The organism is Allobosea sp. FG18 (assembly GCF_057809495.1).
Genome location: NZ_JBMDKB010000021.1, coordinates 1 through 16,453, shown reverse-complemented (window position 1 = coordinate 16,453; position 16,453 = coordinate 1). Strand labels below are relative to the sequence as shown.

General features: G+C 66.7%; 17 protein-coding genes. 15 read left to right on the top strand and 2 right to left on the bottom strand.

Annotation, left to right across the window (positions count from 1 at the left end; all coding sequences use genetic code 11):
- The first annotated feature begins 51 nt into the window (after positions 1–51).
- From ACODTJ_RS21660 to ACODTJ_RS21635, 6 genes are all read left to right on the top strand, one after another.
- The gene (locus tag ACODTJ_RS21660) at positions 52–645 is read left to right on the top strand and encodes a TetR/AcrR family transcriptional regulator (protein ID WP_454656327.1); all 594 of its coding nucleotides are present in this window, start codon (positions 52–54) and stop codon (positions 643–645) included.
- Between the two features lie 175 nt (positions 646–820).
- The gene (gene recA, locus ACODTJ_RS21655; protein ID WP_257732354.1) at positions 821–1,867 is read left to right on the top strand and encodes a recombinase RecA; all 1,047 of its coding nucleotides are present in this window, start codon (positions 821–823) and stop codon (positions 1,865–1,867) included.
- Positions 1,868–2,189: 322 nt separating this feature from the next.
- Positions 2,190–4,832: an alanine--tRNA ligase gene (alaS, locus tag ACODTJ_RS21650; RefSeq protein ID WP_454656326.1), complete on the top strand. Its 2,643-nt coding sequence runs from the start codon at positions 2,190–2,192 to the stop codon at positions 4,830–4,832.
- A gap of 7 nt (positions 4,833–4,839) precedes the next feature.
- Entirely contained in the window at positions 4,840–6,003 is a 1,164-nt protein-coding gene (locus ACODTJ_RS21645) for a cyclic nucleotide-gated ion channel (protein WP_454656325.1), read from the top strand.
- A 2-nt stretch (positions 6,004–6,005) separates the two neighbouring features.
- Entirely contained in the window at positions 6,006–6,629 is a 624-nt protein-coding gene (locus ACODTJ_RS21640; protein ID WP_454656324.1) for a hypothetical protein, read from the top strand.
- Positions 6,630–6,697: 68 nt separating this feature from the next.
- Entirely contained in the window at positions 6,698–7,333 is a 636-nt protein-coding gene (locus ACODTJ_RS21635) for a class I SAM-dependent methyltransferase (RefSeq protein WP_454656323.1), read from the top strand.
- Positions 7,334–7,413: 80 nt separating this feature from the next.
- Here ACODTJ_RS21635 and ACODTJ_RS21630 read toward each other — a convergent pair whose 3' ends face one another.
- Positions 7,414–8,628, bottom strand: a complete 1,215-nt coding sequence (locus ACODTJ_RS21630; protein ID WP_454656322.1) for an NADP-dependent isocitrate dehydrogenase — start codon at positions 8,626–8,628, stop codon at positions 7,414–7,416.
- A 328-nt stretch (positions 8,629–8,956) separates the two neighbouring features.
- Here ACODTJ_RS21630 and ACODTJ_RS21625 point away from each other — a divergent pair, with 328 nt between their 5' ends.
- From ACODTJ_RS21625 to ACODTJ_RS21610, 4 genes are all read left to right on the top strand, one after another.
- Positions 8,957–9,769: a hypothetical protein gene (locus tag ACODTJ_RS21625; protein ID WP_454656321.1), complete on the top strand. Its 813-nt coding sequence runs from the start codon at positions 8,957–8,959 to the stop codon at positions 9,767–9,769.
- 77 nt (positions 9,770–9,846) lie between these two features.
- Positions 9,847–10,584 carry an SDR family NAD(P)-dependent oxidoreductase gene (locus tag ACODTJ_RS21620; protein ID WP_454656320.1) on the top strand — a complete coding sequence of 246 codons (738 nt, stop codon included), beginning with the start codon at positions 9,847–9,849 and terminating at the stop codon, positions 10,582–10,584.
- Positions 10,585–10,673: 89 nt separating this feature from the next.
- Positions 10,674–11,219 (top strand): 2,4'-dihydroxyacetophenone dioxygenase family protein, encoded by a 546-nt coding sequence (locus tag ACODTJ_RS21615; RefSeq protein ID WP_454656319.1) that lies wholly within the window; start codon positions 10,674–10,676, stop codon positions 11,217–11,219.
- A 142-nt stretch (positions 11,220–11,361) separates the two neighbouring features.
- The gene (locus tag ACODTJ_RS21610; protein WP_454656318.1) at positions 11,362–12,534 is read left to right on the top strand and encodes a lipase family protein; all 1,173 of its coding nucleotides are present in this window, start codon (positions 11,362–11,364) and stop codon (positions 12,532–12,534) included.
- Between the two features lie 52 nt (positions 12,535–12,586).
- On the opposite strand, the gene ACODTJ_RS21605 is transcribed toward ACODTJ_RS21610, so the two are convergent.
- Positions 12,587–12,994 carry a flagellar assembly protein FliX gene (locus ACODTJ_RS21605; protein ID WP_454656317.1) on the bottom strand — a complete coding sequence of 136 codons (408 nt, stop codon included), beginning with the start codon at positions 12,992–12,994 and terminating at the stop codon, positions 12,587–12,589.
- A 374-nt stretch (positions 12,995–13,368) separates the two neighbouring features.
- Between ACODTJ_RS21605 and ACODTJ_RS21600 the strand changes: the two genes are divergently transcribed.
- From ACODTJ_RS21600 to ACODTJ_RS21580, 5 genes are all read left to right on the top strand, one after another.
- Positions 13,369–14,454, top strand: a complete 1,086-nt coding sequence (locus tag ACODTJ_RS21600) for a flagellar basal body P-ring protein FlgI (RefSeq protein WP_454658970.1) — start codon at positions 13,369–13,371, stop codon at positions 14,452–14,454.
- A complete protein-coding gene (locus ACODTJ_RS21595) occupies positions 14,454–14,810 on the top strand; it encodes a rod-binding protein (RefSeq protein WP_454656316.1) in 357 nt (118 codons plus the stop codon). The genes ACODTJ_RS21600 and ACODTJ_RS21595 overlap by 1 nt, the downstream gene beginning before the upstream one ends.
- On the top strand, positions 14,797–15,285 hold the full coding sequence (locus ACODTJ_RS21590; RefSeq protein ID WP_377838773.1) for a hypothetical protein: 489 nt from the start codon (positions 14,797–14,799) through the stop codon (positions 15,283–15,285). The genes ACODTJ_RS21595 and ACODTJ_RS21590 overlap by 14 nt, the downstream gene beginning before the upstream one ends.
- A 224-nt stretch (positions 15,286–15,509) precedes the next feature.
- Positions 15,510–15,962, top strand: coding sequence for a hypothetical protein (locus ACODTJ_RS21585; RefSeq protein ID WP_454656315.1), 453 nt, complete (start codon positions 15,510–15,512; stop codon positions 15,960–15,962).
- 253 nt (positions 15,963–16,215) lie between these two features.
- Positions 16,216–16,453, top strand: a 238-nt coding sequence (locus ACODTJ_RS21580) for a flagellin N-terminal helical domain-containing protein (RefSeq protein WP_488850021.1), incomplete at its 3' end; no start/stop codon positions are given.

Here is a 16,453-nt window from a genome sequence, read left to right as displayed (position 1 = left end):
GCTGTCTGCCCGGCTCTGTCATGTATACTACCTATACGGTATACATCGATCATGAAGAAGCCCGACAGCCCTACCCGCAAGCGCATCGTCGATGCCGCCAGCCGGCTCTTCTATGATGAGGGAATCCGCGCGGTCAGCGTCGACTCGGTCGCAGCAAAGGCCGGGGTGACCAAGCGTACGCTCTATTATCATTTCGAGAGCAAGGACGATCTCGTCGCAGCCTATCTCGACGCGCGCGACCAGCCCAATCTCGCCCTCATGGCGCGGTGGTTCGACGAAGCCGACGGGGGACTGCCGGACAAAATCGAAGCGATCTTCCGTCAGCTCGCCCGCTCGGCGCGCCATCCGCGCTGGAAGGGCTGCGGCTTTCTGCGTACCGCCGCCGAACTCGCCCCGCTGCCCGGCCACCCCGCCGTCAGAATCGGCGCGCGCCACAAGGCCGGCTTCGAGGCCTGGCTCGCCGGCGCCTGCGCGGCGGGCGGCATCCCGCCCTCAGCCGAGCTGGCCCGCCAGGTCGTCCTGCTGATGGACGGAGCGTTCTCCATTATGTTGGTGCATCGCGACCCCGGCTATATCGAAGCGGCGGGCCGGGCGGCAGCAGCACTGGCGCGAGCAGCGCAGTCCCCTGGGACAAGCGCTCCATAACGCCCAGCAACCGCCTCCTGACAGGAACTGACATCGAGAACAAAAAAAGAACTTGCCGACAGGAACAAAGCGTGACCATTCTCATGTCAAGACGCATTGAGATGTCCCCGTCGCCCTGCCATAAGGAGCCCGAAACGTGAATCAGGCGAATCTCAAACTCGTGGAAGGCTCCTCGATGGACAAGGCCAAGGCGCTGGATGCGGCGCTCTCCCAGATCGAACGCGCCTTCGGCAAGGGCTCGATCATGCGGCTCGGCAAGAACCCGCAGGCGATCGAGATCGAGACGATTTCGACCGGTTCGCTCGGCCTCGACATCGCGCTCGGCGTCGGCGGCCTGCCCAAGGGCCGCGTCATCGAGATCTACGGGCCGGAATCCTCGGGCAAGACCACGCTGGCGCTGCACACCATCGCCGAGGCCCAGAAGAAGGGCGGCGTTTGCGCCTTCGTCGATGCCGAACATGCGCTCGACCCGGTCTATGCCCGCAAGCTCGGCGTCAATCTCGACGACCTGCTGATCTCGCAGCCCGATACCGGCGAGCAGGCACTTGAAATCACCGACACGCTCGTCCGCTCCGGCGCGATCGACGTGCTCGTGGTCGACTCCGTCGCGGCGCTGACGCCCCGCGCCGAGATCGAGGGCGAGATGGGCGACGTCCAGCCGGGCCTCCAGGCCCGCCTGATGAGCCAGGCCCTGCGCAAGCTCACCGCCTCGATCTCGCGCTCGAACTGCATGGTCATCTTCATCAACCAGATCCGCATGAAGATCGGCGTGATGTACGGTTCGCCGGAGACCACGACCGGCGGCAACGCGCTCAAGTTCTATGCTTCGGTGCGCCTCGACATCCGCCGCGTCTCGACGCTGAAGGAGCGCGACGAGGCGACCGGCAACCAGGTTCGCGTCAAGGTCGTCAAGAACAAGGTCGCGCCACCCTTCAAGCAGGTCGAGTTCGACATCATGTTCGGCGAGGGCATATCGAAGGTCGGCGAACTGATCGATCTCGGCGTCAAGGCCGGCATGGTCGAGAAGGCCGGCGCCTGGTTCTCCTTCGACAGCCAGCGCCTCGGCCAGGGCCGCGAGAACGCCAAGACCTTCCTCAAGACCAATCCAGACGTCGCCGCCAAGATTGAAGCGACGATCCGCCAGAATTCCGGCCTCGTCGCCGACCGCATCCTCGATCAGGCGGACCCGACCGCGGACGATCTCGACGAAGGCGAGGCCTGAGGGAACACGGGCACAGCCGTCATTCCGGACAAGCCGCGGAGCGGCGCCGATCCGGAATCCATCATAGGGCTCTGCGTTCTACGATGGATCCCGGGTCAAGCCCGGGATGACGCAGAGAGTGCCAATGACGGGCAGAGCTATTCTTGCCCTCCTCTATCAAGCGGGCGGTCTTCGGACCGCCTGTTTTCGTTTGCCGATAAGGCCTTGCGGCTGGTGCGCTGCATCAAGCTTTCTGGACAGGTGCCAACCGCCTGACTAGAACCGGTTCTTCCCGCCGAGCGCGAGCCCGGCCTCCTGCCCAAGATCAGAGCGCAAAAGAGCGATGAGCGGCGTCAACGATATCCGGTCGACCTTCCTCGACTACTTCAAGTCCCAGGGCCACGAGATCGTGCCGTCGAGCCCACTCGTGCCGCGCAACGACCCGACGCTGATGTTCGCCAATTCGGGCATGGTGCAGTTCAAGAACGTCTTCACCGGCCAGGAGAAGCGCCCCTATTCGCGCGCCACCACGGCCCAGAAATGCGTGCGCGCCGGTGGCAAGCACAACGACCTCGACAATGTCGGCTACACCGCGCGTCACCACACTTTCTTCGAGATGCTGGGGAACTTCTCCTTCGGCGACTATTTCAAGGAACAGGCGATCCACCACGCCTGGACGCTGGTCACCCGCGAATTCGGCCTGCCCAAGGACAAGCTGACGGTCACCGTCTATTCCGAGGACGACGAGGCGCACGCGCTCTGGAAGAAGATCGCCGGCCTGACCGACGACAAGATCATCCGCATCCCCACCTCGGATAACTTCTGGCGGATGGGCGATACTGGCCCCTGCGGTCCCTGCTCCGAGATCTTCTACGATCACGGCGACCATATCTGGGGCGGCCCGCCCGGCTCGGCCGAGCAGGACGGCGATCGCTTCATCGAGATCTGGAACCTCGTCTTCATGCAATACGAGGAAGCGGCCGGCGGCATCCGCACCAACCTGCCCCGCCCCTCGATCGATACCGGCATGGGGTTGGAGCGCATCGCGGCCGTGCTCCAGGGCACGCATGACAACTACAATATCGACCTGTTCCGCGCCCTGATCACCGCGATCGCCGACCTGACCTCGATCGATCCGGATGGCCCGATGAAGGCGAGCCATCGCGTCATCGCCGACCATCTGCGCTGCGCGTCCTTCCTGATCGCCGATGGCGTGCTGCCTTCGAACGAAGGTCGCGGCTATGTCCTGCGCCGGATCATGCGCCGCGGCATGCGCCATGCGCAGCTCCTCGGCGCCAAGGAGCCGCTGCTCTACAAGCTTGTACCTGCCCTCACCCGCGAGATGGGCCGCGCCTATCCCGAATTGCTGCGCGCCGAGGCTCTGATCACCGAGACGCTGAAGCTCGAGGAAACGCGCTTCCGCACCACGCTGGCGCGCGGCCTCACCCTGCTCGACGACGCCTCGAAGGACCTGACCGCCGGCCAGAGCCTCAAGGGCGATGTCGCCTTCACGCTCTACGACACCTATGGCTTCCCGCTCGACCTGACGCAGGACGCGCTGCGCGCCCGCGAGATCACGGTCGATATCGAGGGCTTCGACGCCGCCATGCAGCAGCAGAAGGCCAAGGCGCGGGCCGCCTGGTCCGGCTCCGGCGAGGCTGCAACCGAGACGCTCTGGTTCCCGCTGCGCGACAAGGTCGGCGCGACCGAGTTCCTGGGCTACGACACCGAGACCGCCGAGGGCGTCGTCACCGCGCTGATCCGCGACAATGCCGAGGTCCAGGCCCTGAAGGCCGGCGAGAGCGGCTTCATGCTGGTCAACCAGACGCCGTTCTATGGCGAATCCGGCGGCCAGGTCGGCGATGCCGGCCTAGTCAAGGCGCCGGGCACGGTTGTCGAGGTCACGGACGTCCAGAAGAAGCTCGGCGACGTCTTCGCCCATAGCATCACGGTCAAGGAAGGCGAATTGAAGCTCGGCGCCGCCGTCGAGCTCGTCGTCGACCATGAGCGCCGCACCGCGATCCGCGCCAACCATTCGGCGACCCACCTGCTGCACGAGGCACTGCGCCTCGTCCTCGGCGACCATGTCGCGCAGAAGGGTTCGCTTGTTTCGGCCGATCGCCTGCGCTTCGACTTCTCACACCCGAAGCCGATCAGCGCCGAGGAACTGCGCGAGGTCGAGGAGATCGCCAATGCGATCGTCCTCCAGAACGAGCCGGTCACCACCCGCCTGATGAGCGTCGACGAGGCGATCGCGTCCGGGGCGCGGGCCCTCTTCGGCGAGAAATACGGCGACGAGGTTCGCGTCGTCGCGATGGGCACGAACCCGGCCGGCCGCGCCTATTCGGTCGAGCTCTGCGGCGGCACGCATGCCTCGCGTACCGGTGATATCGGCCTCGTCAGCGTCGTCGGCGAAGGCGCGGTGGCGGCCGGCGTGCGCCGCCTCGAAGCCATGACCGGCAATGGTGCGCGCCTGCGCCTCAACGAGGAATCGCGCCTGCTCGACGGGCTCGCGAGCCTGCTCAAGGTCCCAGCCAACGAGGCCGGCAACCGCCTGGCCGCGCTGATCGAGGAACGCCGCAAGCTCGACCGCGAATTGACCGAGGCCCGCAAGAAGCTCGCCATGGGCGGTGGCGGCGCGGCCGAGGATCCGATCCAGGAGATCGCCGGCGCGAAGCTCCTGGCCCGTGCGGTCACCGGCATCGAGATGAAGGACCTGAAGAGCCTCGCCGACGAAGCCAAGACGCGCGTCGGCTCCGGTGTCGTCGCCATCGTCGGCGTCGCCGATGACGGCAAGGCCGGCGTCGTCGTCGGCGTCACGCCTGATATGACCGAGCGCTTCGACGCGGTCGCGCTGGTCCGCGTCGCCTCCGAGCAGCTCGGCGGCAAGGGTGGCGGCGGACGCCGCGACATGGCCCAGGCCGGCGGGCCGGACGGCAGCAAGGCGCAAGCCGCGCTCGACGCCGTCGCGGCGGCGATGGGCTGAGGCGGAGATGGCCGCCGCCACGCCTCAAAGGGGCTGGCGGTGGCAGGTTCACCTGTGGCTCGACCACGGCGCCGGCGACGATCTCGTCGCCACCGTGATCCACCGGGCACTGGTCGCGTTGATCTGCGCCAACGTGCTGGCGATCGTGCTGGAATCGGTCCCCACGCTCGCCGCCCGCTTCGGGCCGGGCTTCGATCTGCTGGAGCGCATCTCGCTCGCGGTCTTCACGGTCGAATACGCCATCCGCATCTGGATCGCGCCCGAGCATGCCCGCTATCGTGGGATGAGCGCGATCCGCGCGCGGCTCGCCTATCTTCGCACCTTCCCGGCCATCATCGACCTGCTCGCGATCCTGCCGCTCGCCGCCAGCCTGGTCGGCTTCGGCGAGATCCGTATTCTCCTGCTGCTGCGCCTGCTGCGCTTCTTCAAGCTCGGGCGCTATTCGCCCGGCATGGCCTCGCTCGCGGCGGCGCTGACGGCGGAGCGCAAGGCGCTGGTCGCCTGCTTCGTCATCCTGATGGGCGTGATGCTGGTCGCGGCGAGTGCCATGCATCTCGTCGAGCATGAAGCCCAGCCCGACAAGTTCGGCACGATCCCCGATGCGATGTGGTGGGCGATCATCACCCTGACCACGGTCGGCTATGGCGATGTCTATCCGGTGACGGTGGCCGGCAAGGGTGTCGCGGCTGTCACCGCCGTGCTTGGCCTCGTCATGCTGGCCCTGCCGGTCGGCATCGTCGCCACGGCCTTCGCGCAGGAGATCCACCGGCGTGAATTCGTCGTGACCTGGAGCATGATCGCGCGTGTGCCGCTGTTCGGCGGGCTCGACGCGAGCGAGATCGCCACCGTGATGCAGTTCCTGCGCGCCCAGTCGGTGCGTTCAGGCGCGGTTATCATGCATCAGGGCGAGCCCGGCCGGGCGCTCTATTTCATCGCCAGCGGCGAGGTCGAGGTCGCGCTCGCCAATAGTCGCGACCGGCTCGACGAAGGCCATTTTTTCGGCGAACTCCAACTCGATGATATCGCCATCGCAAGCCATTCCCCCTGCCCGCAAGCAGCGGTGGCGACGGCTCCTTCCAAGCTTCTGGTGCTCGATCCCGTCGATTTCCGGGCACTGACCATGCGCCACCCCCGGCTTGCCGAGCGCATTCGGACGCTGGCGAGAGGATGAACGTGAAACGCCGCTCCCTGATCGCGCTCGCTGCCCTGCTCCTGCCGGTGCTGGCTGCTGCGCAAACGAAACCCGCTCCGCGCCGCAGCGACACCCCCGCCCTCTCCGCGGCCCGCACCATCGTCGCCGGCGCGCCGCTCAGCGTCTTCCTGAGCAATGCACCGCAAGGCGCCCGCCTCGCCATCGCCCGGACGGACGATCCCGCAAGCAAAGCGATCGTCGTCGTCGAGCCCAAGACTGCGGTCCCTGCCCTGCCGACGCCGGGCGCCGTCGGCGCTTATGAACTGCGCCTCACCATGGAGAAGGACGGCGCGCCCGTGATCCTGCTGCGCCAGCCGCTCGCCACGACCGAGCCGCGCGCGACGCTGGCGGCGCCGGAGCGCGTCGGCCGCGGCCAGGGCCTGCCTGTGCGCGGCATCGGCCCGAATGGCGAGCAGGACCGCGTCATGCTGGTGAGGCCCGAAGCGCCGGCCGATGCCGACGGCCCGCGCTTCTTCCCGGCCGAGAATGTCGAGGCGACGCTGGAGGCACCGGACCAGCCGGGCGTCTATGAGCTGCGCTATATTCTGCATGCGCCGCTGGCGGAGCATCGCATTCTCGCGCGGCGCGTCGTGAAGGTCGAATGAGCCCCTTCGCGTAAAATTCCAGCAATCTTCGCTGCCTATACCGTCCTTACCTAAGGGAGCGACGAAGGATGAACGCCGTGAATGACGCCCGTTTCTGGGATCGAACGTCCAGCCGGTATGCCCGCAGCGCCATCTCGGATCAGGCCGGCTATGAACGCACGCTGGATCGCACGCGTGAATTGCTGAAACCGCAGGACCGGGTGCTGGAACTCGGCTGCGGCACCGGATCGACGGCGCTCAGACTGGCCGATAGCGTGCAAAGCTATCTGGCGACCGATATCTCCACCGGCATGATCGCGATTGCCGAGCAGAAGCAGGCGACCGAGACGATCCCAGGGTTGAGCTTCCGCGTCGCGACAGTGGAAGCGCTCGCACCCGATGAGCGTTTCGACGCCGTTCTGGGCTTCAGCTACCTCCATCTGGTGCGTGACCTGCCTGGCACGCTGCGCCGTATCCATGCGCTGCTCGCCGAGGGCGGGCTGTTCATCTCCAAGACCCCCTGTATCGGGGACATGAACCCGCTCGTCGGATACGCTGCCCTGCCCGTGATGCGGGCGCTCCGGCTGGCGCCCTATGCTGCCGTCTTCCGCGCGGCGGAGCTGAAGGAACGCGTGTCTGCAACGGGTTTTCAGATTCTGAACGTCGAGAACCATGCGAGCAAGGGCACGCACTGGCGCCCCTATATCGTGGCCCGGAAGACCTGATCACTGCGAGCTGGCGCGGCGCATGAAAAAGCCCGGCCTTTCGGCCGGGCTTCTCATACCACGCAAGCGAGCGCCTGAAATCAGGCAGCCATCGCCTTGCGCATGTTGTCGCTGACCTTCTCGAGGAAGCCGGTGGTCGAGAGCCACTTCTGCTCGGCGCCGACCAGCAGGGCGAGGTCCTTGGTCATGTCGCCGGCCTCGACCGTGTCGACCGTGACCTTCTCCAGCAGCGAAGCGAACTTGGCGAGCTCGGCATTGTTGTCGAGCTTGGCGCGGTGCGCGAGGCCACGGGTCCAGGCGAAGATCGAGGCGATCGAGTTCGTCGAGGTCTCCTTGCCCTTCTGGTGCTCGCGATAGTGACGGGTCACCGTGCCGTGCGCGGCCTCGGCCTCGACGGTCTTGCCGTCGGGCGTCATCAGCACCGAGGTCATCAGGCCCAGCGAGCCGAAGCCCTGCGCCACCGTGTCGGACTGCACGTCGCCGTCGTAGTTCTTGCAGGCCCAGACATAGCCGCCCGACCACTTCATCGCCGAAGCGACCATGTCGTCGATCAGGCGGTGCTCGTAGGTGATGCCGAGCTTGTCGAACTCGGCCTTGAACTCGGCCTGGTAGATCTCCTCGAAGATGTCCTTGAAGCGGCCATCATAGGTCTTGAGGATGGTGTTCTTGGTCGAGAGATAGACCGGGTACTTGCGGATCAGGCCGTAGTTCAGCGAGGCGCGGGCGAAGTCGCGGATCGAGTCGTCGAGATTGTACATCGCCATGGCGACGCCAGCCTCGGGGGCCTTGAAGACCTCCTTCTCGATGACCTTGCCGTCCTCGCCAACGAACTTGATCGAGAGCGTGCCCTTGCCCGGGAACTTGAAGTCGGTCGCGCGGTACTGGTCGCCGAAGGCGTGACGGCCGATGACGATCGGCTGGGTCCAGCCCGGCACCAGGCGCGGCACGTTCTTGCAGATGATCGGCTCGCGGAAGATCACGCCGCCGAGGATGTTGCGGATCGTGCCGTTCGGCGACTTCCACATTTCCTTGAGGTTGAACTCCTTCACGCGGCCTTCGTCCGGCGTGATGGTCGCGCACTTGACCGCGACGCCATGCTTCTTGGTGGCGTTGGCGGCGTCGATCGTGACCTGGTCGTTGGTTGCGTCGCGGTTCTCGACCGAGAGGTCGTAATAATCGAGCTCGAGATCCAGATACGGGAAGATCAGGGTGTCCTTGATCTTCTGCCAGATGATCCGGGTCATCTCGTCGCCGTCCATGTCGACGACCGGGTTGGCGACCTTGATCTTGCTCATGCGATGACCCCTGTTCTCTCCAGATAGAACGATCCGAAATCGCGGCTTTCGGCCACGGTCCACGGCTGGGTCGCTTCCTAGAGCATGTTCCGCAAAAGTGGAAACCACTTTTGCGGCCCAGAACATGCTCAGTGATTTGATTAGGCGCGAATTCTTGTCCTTCGGCCGATCTCGGCCGAAGGGAAAGCGCGCCGCGGGTTCGGGGCGGCGGGGGAAGCGCGGCTTTCGGGCAATCTCACGCAACAATCTTTATGTTGCACTGCCGCAAAATCGGCATCTTCCCCGCCTAGCCTGTCCTGCCGCTCGTCATAGCGACAGGACGAACGACGTGTTCCGTTTCATTTTCGATATCCGCGCCGGCCTCCAGCCGGCCGCAATCCTTCTCGCGGCGCTGCTCAGCCCGGCCCTCGCCTCCGCCCCGCTTACGGACGAGGAACAGCCTGCCACGCCGCTGCCGATCCCGCGCGGCGCATTGATCGATCCTGACGCCGACGAGATGCCGGCGCTCGCCGCGAGCGAGCCCGACGCCATCGTCTTCGATCCGGGGCTGGCTGCGCTCGGCCGCGCCGCCGCCTCCGGCGCGCATCTGCGGGCGCGGGCGCCGATCCCGGTCGACATCATCCGCAAGGGCTTCGCCGCCCGCCAGCACACGATGAGCACGACGCCGGACCGTTCGGTCGGCTTCAAGCTGGACCGAGGAGCCTTCTCGCTCTCGACCACGCTCTCCGATCCGGCAAGCATCGGTGCGACCCGGAACGCCGAGCTGCGCTGGCGCCTCGCCCAGCCGGCAGGAGCGGGCAAAGGCTTCATCTGGGGTCTCGCCACCGGCGGAGGCAGCTCGCTCTACGGCAATCCCGAGCAGATCGGCGAGGCCTTGATCGGCTACCGGCAGGAGCTGTTCCCGCACCTCACCCTGACCTCGCAGCTCACGATGGGCGGGACTTACGTCTTCGCACCGGGTGACGGCATCCACACCGCGATGACTCCGGAGATGAAGCTCTCGGTCGATCTCGCCAAGCTCGCCGATCTGCCGTGGCAGACCTCATTCGACGTGACGCTGGCGCGCAAGGTGCCGCTCGTCGCCAGTGATTTCGAAACGCGCGGCCAGGCGATGCTCTCCTTGAAGTACAAGTGGAACTGACCGTCACGGCCGCCATCGCATGGCGGCCTGCATCATCCTGCCTTCCCCCTGGACGCGGGCCGCTCTAGCCTCGCTCCATGACACACTCGACTTCGACCAAATTCGCCCTCGTCACCGGCGGCACGCGCGGCATCGGCGCCGGCGCCGCCCTCGCGCTCGCCACCGCGGGCTATGACGTACTCGCCACCGGTCTGACGGAAGAGGAGGTCGCGGCGCCGCCGGCCCACCCCGCCATCCGCCACGCCCGGCTCGACGTGACCCGTGACGCCGAGGTCGCCGCGATCGTCGCGACCTGCCCGCGCCTCGACGCACTGGTGAACTGCGCCGGCATGATCCAGCGCGGCGGCAAGGAGTTCGAGATCGACGCGTTCCGCCTGACCATCGAGGTCAATCTCAACGGTACGATGCGGATGTGCCTCGCCGCCAAGGACAAGCTCGCCGCCAAGGGCGCGGACAAGGCCGGCGGCGCCATCGTCAACATCGCCTCGATGCTGACCTTCCACGGCTCGCCCTTCGCGCCGGGTTATGCGGCCTCGAAGGGCGGCATCGGCCAGCTCACCAAGTCGCTCGCCGCCGCCTGGGCGCGGGAGGGCATCCGCGTCAACGCGGTGGCGCCTGGCTGGATCGAGACCGAGCTGACCCGCCCGCTGGTCGAGGATGCCGAGCGCTCGGCCCCGATCCTCGCTCGCACGCCGATGGGTCGCTGGGGCAAGCCCGGCGATGTCGGCGGCGCCATCGCCTTCCTGCTCTCGGACGCCGCCCAGTTCGTCACCGGCGCGATACTGCCGGTCGATGGCGGCTATCTCGCCGTCTAGAAAAGCGATTCCGGCCTAAGGACTTGGGCCGCAAACCTGAATCGAATTGTGCGCGGATTGAATCAGAACATCAGCACGGGAGAGACACCATGAACACGACGAGCCCGATGCCCGTCGCGGCCACGCAGGAGGAGCGCTGGACGCCCTATCGCCACCCCCAGCCGAAGGAATCGCCACCGGAGTTGGTCGTCCCGAACGTGATCCCGACCGACGAGCGCGTCTGGGTCCCGGTCGACGACAATGTCTGGTTCCGGCCTCTGCTCCTCTGCACCTCTCGCGGCTACTGGATGAACCTGCTCAAGGTCCGCCGCGCCGGCGTGCTCTCGCGCCACCGCCATCCGCTTCCGGTCCATGGCTATGTGCTGAAAGGCAAGTGGCGCTATCTGGAGCATGACTGGGTCGCGACCGAGGGCTCCTATGTCTACGAGGCGCCCGGCGAGACGCATACGCTGGTGGTCGATCCCGAGACGGAAGAGATGATCACCATGTTCCAGGTCAATGGCGCGATGATCTATGTCGACCCGGACGGCAAATGCCTCGGCTATGACGACGTCTTCACCCGCATCGACAAATGCCGCGCCCATTATGCGGGCAATGGGCTGGGCGCCGAATACGTCGACCAGTTCATCCGGTGAGCGATGCGCGGCCCGCCTGCCCGGCGGCCGGGCCGTCCATGATCGGCACGTCCCGGCGCCGCCGCGGAAGCAATTGCTAAACGGTATCCGGGCTAATCACCGGAGAATCTGAAGCCTGCGCCTGCTCCGCGGAGACACATCCATGCGGCTCGTCATTACCCTGCTGGTCTGGATGTCGGCCGCCTTCTCCATCGCACCGGCCGGGGCACAGTCGGCTCTCTACACGGCGACGGCCGCCGAGATTGCCGGAGGGCTTCCCGGAACGGTGATCCGGACGGAAATCCTGAACGGCACGCCCGACGGCGCTACGGCCTATCGGATGCTCTATCGCTCGCGCGGGCTCGACGGCAAGCCGATCGCCGTCTCTGGCATTGCGATCGTCCCGTCGGGACCCGTTCCACCCGGAGGCCGCCCGGTCGTGGCCTGGGCCCATCCGACGACCGGCGTCCAGCCGCAATGCGGGCCGTCGCGCTCCGGCGGCATCTTCCTGTCGATCCAGGGCCTGCGCGCGATGATCGCGCGCGGATACATCGTCGCGGCGACCGATTACGCCGGCCTCGGCGGGCCCGGGACACATCCCTATCTGGTCGGTGAGAGCGAGGGCCGCTCCGTGGTCGACTCGGTGCGGGCGGCTCGCCAGCTTGCCGGCGCCTCCGCCGGGCGACGCTTCGCCGTCTGGGGCCATTCGCAGGGCGGGCACGCGGCGCTCTTCACCGGCATCCTGGCGAAACGCCTGGCCCCCGAGCTCGATCTGGTCGGCGTCGCGGCCGCCGCGCCTGCGACCGAGCTCAGGCCGCTCCTGGCCGACGACATCGAGACCGACGGGGGCCGCAACCTGACCGCGATGACCCTCTGGTCGTGGGCGCGCGTCTACAAGGCCCCCCTCGACAAGGTCGTCTACCCACAGGCGATTCCCGTCGTCGACGAACTCGCCGCGGACTGCATCGAGAGCCTGTCCGATATCCTGCGCCGGCTGCGCCCGACCAAGGCACTGGAGCGCAAGTTCCTCGTCGACGAGGACTTCGCCGCCCACGAGCCCTGGCGCTCGCTTCTCGATCGGAATTCGCCCGGCCTCGTGCCGCGCAGCATCCCGGTCTTCCTCGCGCAGGGCACGGACGACACGCTGGTCAGGCCGCAGGTCACGCGCGACTATGCCGACAGGCTCTGCCGCGCCGGAAATTCGGTGCGGTTCGTGGCGCTGCAGGGCGTAGGCCATCTGCCGGCAGCCGAGGACAGCGCCGCCGCCGCAGTGGACTGGATGGAACAGCGCTTCAAGGGCGCGCCGCCACCGAGCGACTGCACCCGGGCGAAGTGAGGATCAGCACCATGCTGCGATGGCTCCGATCCGGGCGATCAGGCGGAGTCAGCTAGCGGCCGAGCTTGGCGAGCTCCACCGCGGCGCGCAACTCGATATGGGCGAGAACCTCGTCGAGCCGCGGATCGTCCGTCGTCTCGCGCCTGAGCGCCAGCGTCGTGCGCAGCCGCTCCAGCTCCGATGGCAGCACACGCCCGGCGAGCAGCGCCGCCTTCAGCCGGTCGAGCCCGTCGAGCAGGTCATGCCCGCGCCTGGCCTGCCGGCGCTTGCGATCCTGCGAATCTTCCTGCGCCTGAACGGCGAGCAAGGTGTCGAGCGGGCCGGCCGCGCTGACGCCGCTGCTGCGGGCCGCGGTCGCGCTGTCCTGCGTCGGAAGCGTGAAGGCCGCGCCGCTCGAGCGCCTCGCGGAACTGGCCGGGCCGGCATTCGAGACGGGCGCGCGCTGGTCGATCCTGATCATCGGCGGCCTCTGGAGGCATCGGACCGAAAAGTGGATGCCACTTTTCGGTCCGATGCCTGGATAATGATCCAGATCGTCACTTTGCGTCCGATAGGACGCGCGACGATCTGGAAGGGTTAACGAACTCTTGCCGGAAGACGGTTAACAGCCGGTAAACTGCCCGGCAGAAACTGCCGCCCCGGCAGGAAGCGCAGGCTCCGCAAGAGCCTCCCGACCATACCGCCGAACTGCAAAGGACTGACAAACAAGGCTTTTCAATTTTGAGCGGTTTGGCACGCCGCTCGCAAGGGCTGTGGCGAGTTCAACTATCCCTTGGTGCCCGACACATGTTCCGCAACCCCGCCCTGAAGACGCTGCTGAAGCCGCTGGCCGCGATGCTGGCCGTGGTCGTCGGCCTGTCGTCGCAGCCGGTGTTCGCGCTCTCCCGCATCAAGGACCTCGCCTCGGTCGAGGGCGTGCGCACCAACCAGCTCCTCGGCTACGGCATCGTCGTCGGCCTCAACGGCACCGGTGACACGCTCAATAACACGCCTTTCACCAAGCAGTCGCTACAGGCGATGCTGGAGCGGCTCGGCGTCAACACCCGCGGCGCCAACATGCGTACCGCCAATGTCGCCGCCGTGATGGTGACCGCCAGCCTGCCGCCCTTCGCCACGCAAGGCACCCGCGTGGACGTGACCGTCTCCGCCATGGGCGACTCCAAGTCGCTGCAGGGCGGCACGCTGCTCGTCACCCCCCTGCTCGGCGCCGATGGCGAGGTCTATGCCGTGTCGCAGGGGCCGGTCGCGATCTCCGGCTTCTCGGCCGAGGGCGACGCCAGCAAGATCACCCGTGGCGTGCCGACCGTCGGCCGCATCGCCAATGGCGGCGTCGTCGAGCGCGAGATCGACTTTGCGCTGAACAAGCTCCAGACGCTGCGCCTGTCGCTGCGCAATCCCGACTTCACCACCGCGCGCCGCATGGCCGCCGCGATCAACGAGTTCGTCGGCGGTGACTCGGCCGAGCCGACCGATCCCTCGACCGTGGTCCTGCAGATCCCCGCCCGCTTCAAGGGCAACATGATCAAGCTGCTCACCGATATCGAGCAATTGCGCGTCGAACCCGATCAGCTCGCCCGCATCGTCATCGACGAGCGCTCCGGCATCATCGTGATGGGCAAGGACGTCCGCGTCTCCACGGTGGCCGTGGCGCAAGGCAACCTCACCGTCACGATCAGCGAGACGCCCCAGGTCTCCCAGCCCGAGCCCTTCTCCCGCGGCCGCACCGTCGTGACGCCACAGACCAGCGTCAAGGTCGACACCGGCGGCGGCAACAAGCTCGCCCTCGTCCGCGAGAGCGTATCGCTGGCCGAGCTGGTCGACGGGCTCAACGCGCTCGGCATCGGCCCGCGCGACCTGATCTCCATTCTCCAGGCCATCAAGTCGGCAGGCGCGCTGCAGGCCGAAATCGAGGTGATGTGATGACTGTTGCCCTCGCGCTTCCCGCCGCGAATCTCGCCCTCGGCGTCGCCGGCAAGGTCGCTGGCGGCATCGCCGACGCGCTCGACCCGGCCAAGGCCAAGGCGAAGAAGCAGGCCGACGATTTCGAGACCATGTTCCTCGAGCAGATGACCGAGAAGCTCTTCGCCGGCGAAACCGGCGAGGGCCCGCTCGGCGAGAACGGCACCGGCGGCGGCATCTGGCGTTCGCAGCTGACCCAGCAATATGCCAAGCAGATTCAAAAGGCCGGCGGCATCGGCCTCTCCAACCAGATCATGCGCGACCTGATCAATCTGCAGGAACAGGCCGCCGGCGGAGTCCAGAATGCTGGCCGCTAAGCCGATCCTCGACGAGCGCCCGCGCATCGCCGACGCCCTCAGCGCGCGCGCCCTGATCGAGGCCGTCCTGGAGGCGCTCGGTGCCCTCTCGCATCTCGTCGGCGAGGAGACCGAGCTGGTCCGCGCCGGCCGCCTGCCGGAAGCGATGACCCGCGAGCCGCGCAAGACCGAGCTTGCCGGCATCTATATGCGCGGCGTCGAGCAGGTGAAGCTCAATGCCGTCGCGCTCGCCCGCTTCGTGCCGGACCAGGTCAAGCGGCTGAAGGAGGCGCACCACGCCTTCCAGGGCCTGATCGAGACCAACCAGATCGTGCTGGCGACGGCACGCGCCGTCTCGGAATCGGTGGTGCGAGATCTCGCGGCCGACGCCAACAGGCCGATGCGCGCCAATGGCTACGGCCCGACGGCCACCGTCGGCGCCGGCGTCTTCGCCCGCCCCAATTCCGGGCCATTGGTCGTCTCGCGCCGGCTGTGACGGGGCGAAGCGCCCTTCGCCTCCTGCGCCGTGAACGCCAGCCCCTTGGTTTAAAAAGGGTTTATGCCGCAGCTGCGCCGGAAACCCTAAAGATTTACCTAATTTCTTGACGCCGGATTCAATCTTTTCTGCCAATCTCCGCAGTGTCGGGTAACCACGTCCTGTTCCCGGCAGAGGACGAGAGCGGCGCAACGGCGCCGTGAACGACTCCAGAAGGAGTGGTCATGGATTTTGGCAACGCCCCCAGGCTCGCCGCCGTTACCGGCGCTCCGCCTGTCGCCCGCGCGGACGTGACGGCCCAGGCCGGCAGCGTCGCCGTGGATCTTCCCCCCGAAAAGACCGTGCAATCCGCCTCTGCGGGCTCAGCCGTCAATGTCGAGGTGCGCGCCGAGACACGCGACGCGCAGAGCCGTGCCGATGGCGAGCGCCGCGCCCGCACCAACGCCCAGAACAATCGCGAAGCGGTCCGCACGACAGACGAAACGATCGAGCGCAAGCTGATCATCGATCCGCAGACCCGGGCGATCGTGCTGCAGAAGAAGGACCCGCAGACCGGCGAGACGATCTCGCAACTGCCGGACGAGACACTCCTGAAACTGCGCGCCTACTCGCGCGAACTCAGCGAGCGGGCCCGAGAAGCCGAGGAGCCTTCTCACCAGATCGAGCGGACCGCCTGACAGGGTTCCCGCTCTCCATACCCGACACGCAAACCGCCCGCCTTTGCGCGGGCGGTTTGCGTTTGGGGCTCCGGCGTTCCAGCCATGCCGCGCTGCGTTAGAGGCTGCTTAACCATCCTCCGACAAGCCGCCGGTCCGCTTCAATTCGACGGCTGAAATTTACCGGTTGTTACGGGCTGGGGCAGCAGGGTCACCCGGTCCTGGCCAGAACGGCCTGGGCGCCAGAAGGCTCCTTACCAGAAGGTAAATACAAATGGCCGTTTCTCTCTCTGCCGGCGTCCGCAGCAACCTGCAAACCCTGCAGAACACTGCCGCTCAGGCAAACCAGATCCAGTCCCGTCTCGCCACCGGCAAGAAGGTGAACTCGGCTGTCGACAACCCGGTGAATTACTTCACCAGCCAGTCGCTCAACAACCGCGCCGACCAGCTCAACGGTCTGCTCGACGGCATGTCGAACGGCATCCAGACCATCCAGGCGGCCTCGAAGGGCA

What these genes read in the sequence shown, in the direction of transcription:
- ACODTJ_RS21660 (WP_454656327.1), top strand. Translation starts at nt 52, where the DNA reads ATGAAGAAGCCCGACAGCCCTACCCGCAAGCGCATCGTCGATGCCGCC.
- recA (WP_257732354.1), top strand. Translation starts at nt 821, where the DNA reads ATGGACAAGGCCAAGGCGCTGGATGCGGCGCTCTCCCAGATCGAACGC.
- alaS (WP_454656326.1), top strand. Translation starts at nt 2,190, where the DNA reads ATGAGCGGCGTCAACGATATCCGGTCGACCTTCCTCGACTACTTCAAG.
- ACODTJ_RS21645 (WP_454656325.1), top strand. Translation starts at nt 4,840, where the DNA reads ATGGCCGCCGCCACGCCTCAAAGGGGCTGGCGGTGGCAGGTTCACCTG.
- ACODTJ_RS21635 (WP_454656323.1), top strand. Translation starts at nt 6,698, where the DNA reads ATGAACGCCGTGAATGACGCCCGTTTCTGGGATCGAACGTCCAGCCGG.
- ACODTJ_RS21630 (WP_454656322.1), bottom strand. Translation starts at nt 8,628, where the DNA reads ATGAGCAAGATCAAGGTCGCCAACCCGGTCGTCGACATGGACGGCGAC.
- ACODTJ_RS21620 (WP_454656320.1), top strand. Translation starts at nt 9,847, where the DNA reads ATGACACACTCGACTTCGACCAAATTCGCCCTCGTCACCGGCGGCACG.
- ACODTJ_RS21615 (WP_454656319.1), top strand. Translation starts at nt 10,674, where the DNA reads ATGAACACGACGAGCCCGATGCCCGTCGCGGCCACGCAGGAGGAGCGC.
- ACODTJ_RS21610 (WP_454656318.1), top strand. Translation starts at nt 11,362, where the DNA reads ATGCGGCTCGTCATTACCCTGCTGGTCTGGATGTCGGCCGCCTTCTCC.
- ACODTJ_RS21605 (WP_454656317.1), bottom strand. Translation starts at nt 12,994, where the DNA reads ATGATCAGGATCGACCAGCGCGCGCCCGTCTCGAATGCCGGCCCGGCC.
- ACODTJ_RS21600 (WP_454658970.1), top strand. Translation starts at nt 13,369, where the DNA reads ATGCTGGCCGTGGTCGTCGGCCTGTCGTCGCAGCCGGTGTTCGCGCTC.
- ACODTJ_RS21595 (WP_454656316.1), top strand. Translation starts at nt 14,454, where the DNA reads ATGACTGTTGCCCTCGCGCTTCCCGCCGCGAATCTCGCCCTCGGCGTC.
- ACODTJ_RS21590 (WP_377838773.1), top strand. Translation starts at nt 14,797, where the DNA reads ATGCTGGCCGCTAAGCCGATCCTCGACGAGCGCCCGCGCATCGCCGAC.
- ACODTJ_RS21585 (WP_454656315.1), top strand. Translation starts at nt 15,510, where the DNA reads ATGGATTTTGGCAACGCCCCCAGGCTCGCCGCCGTTACCGGCGCTCCG.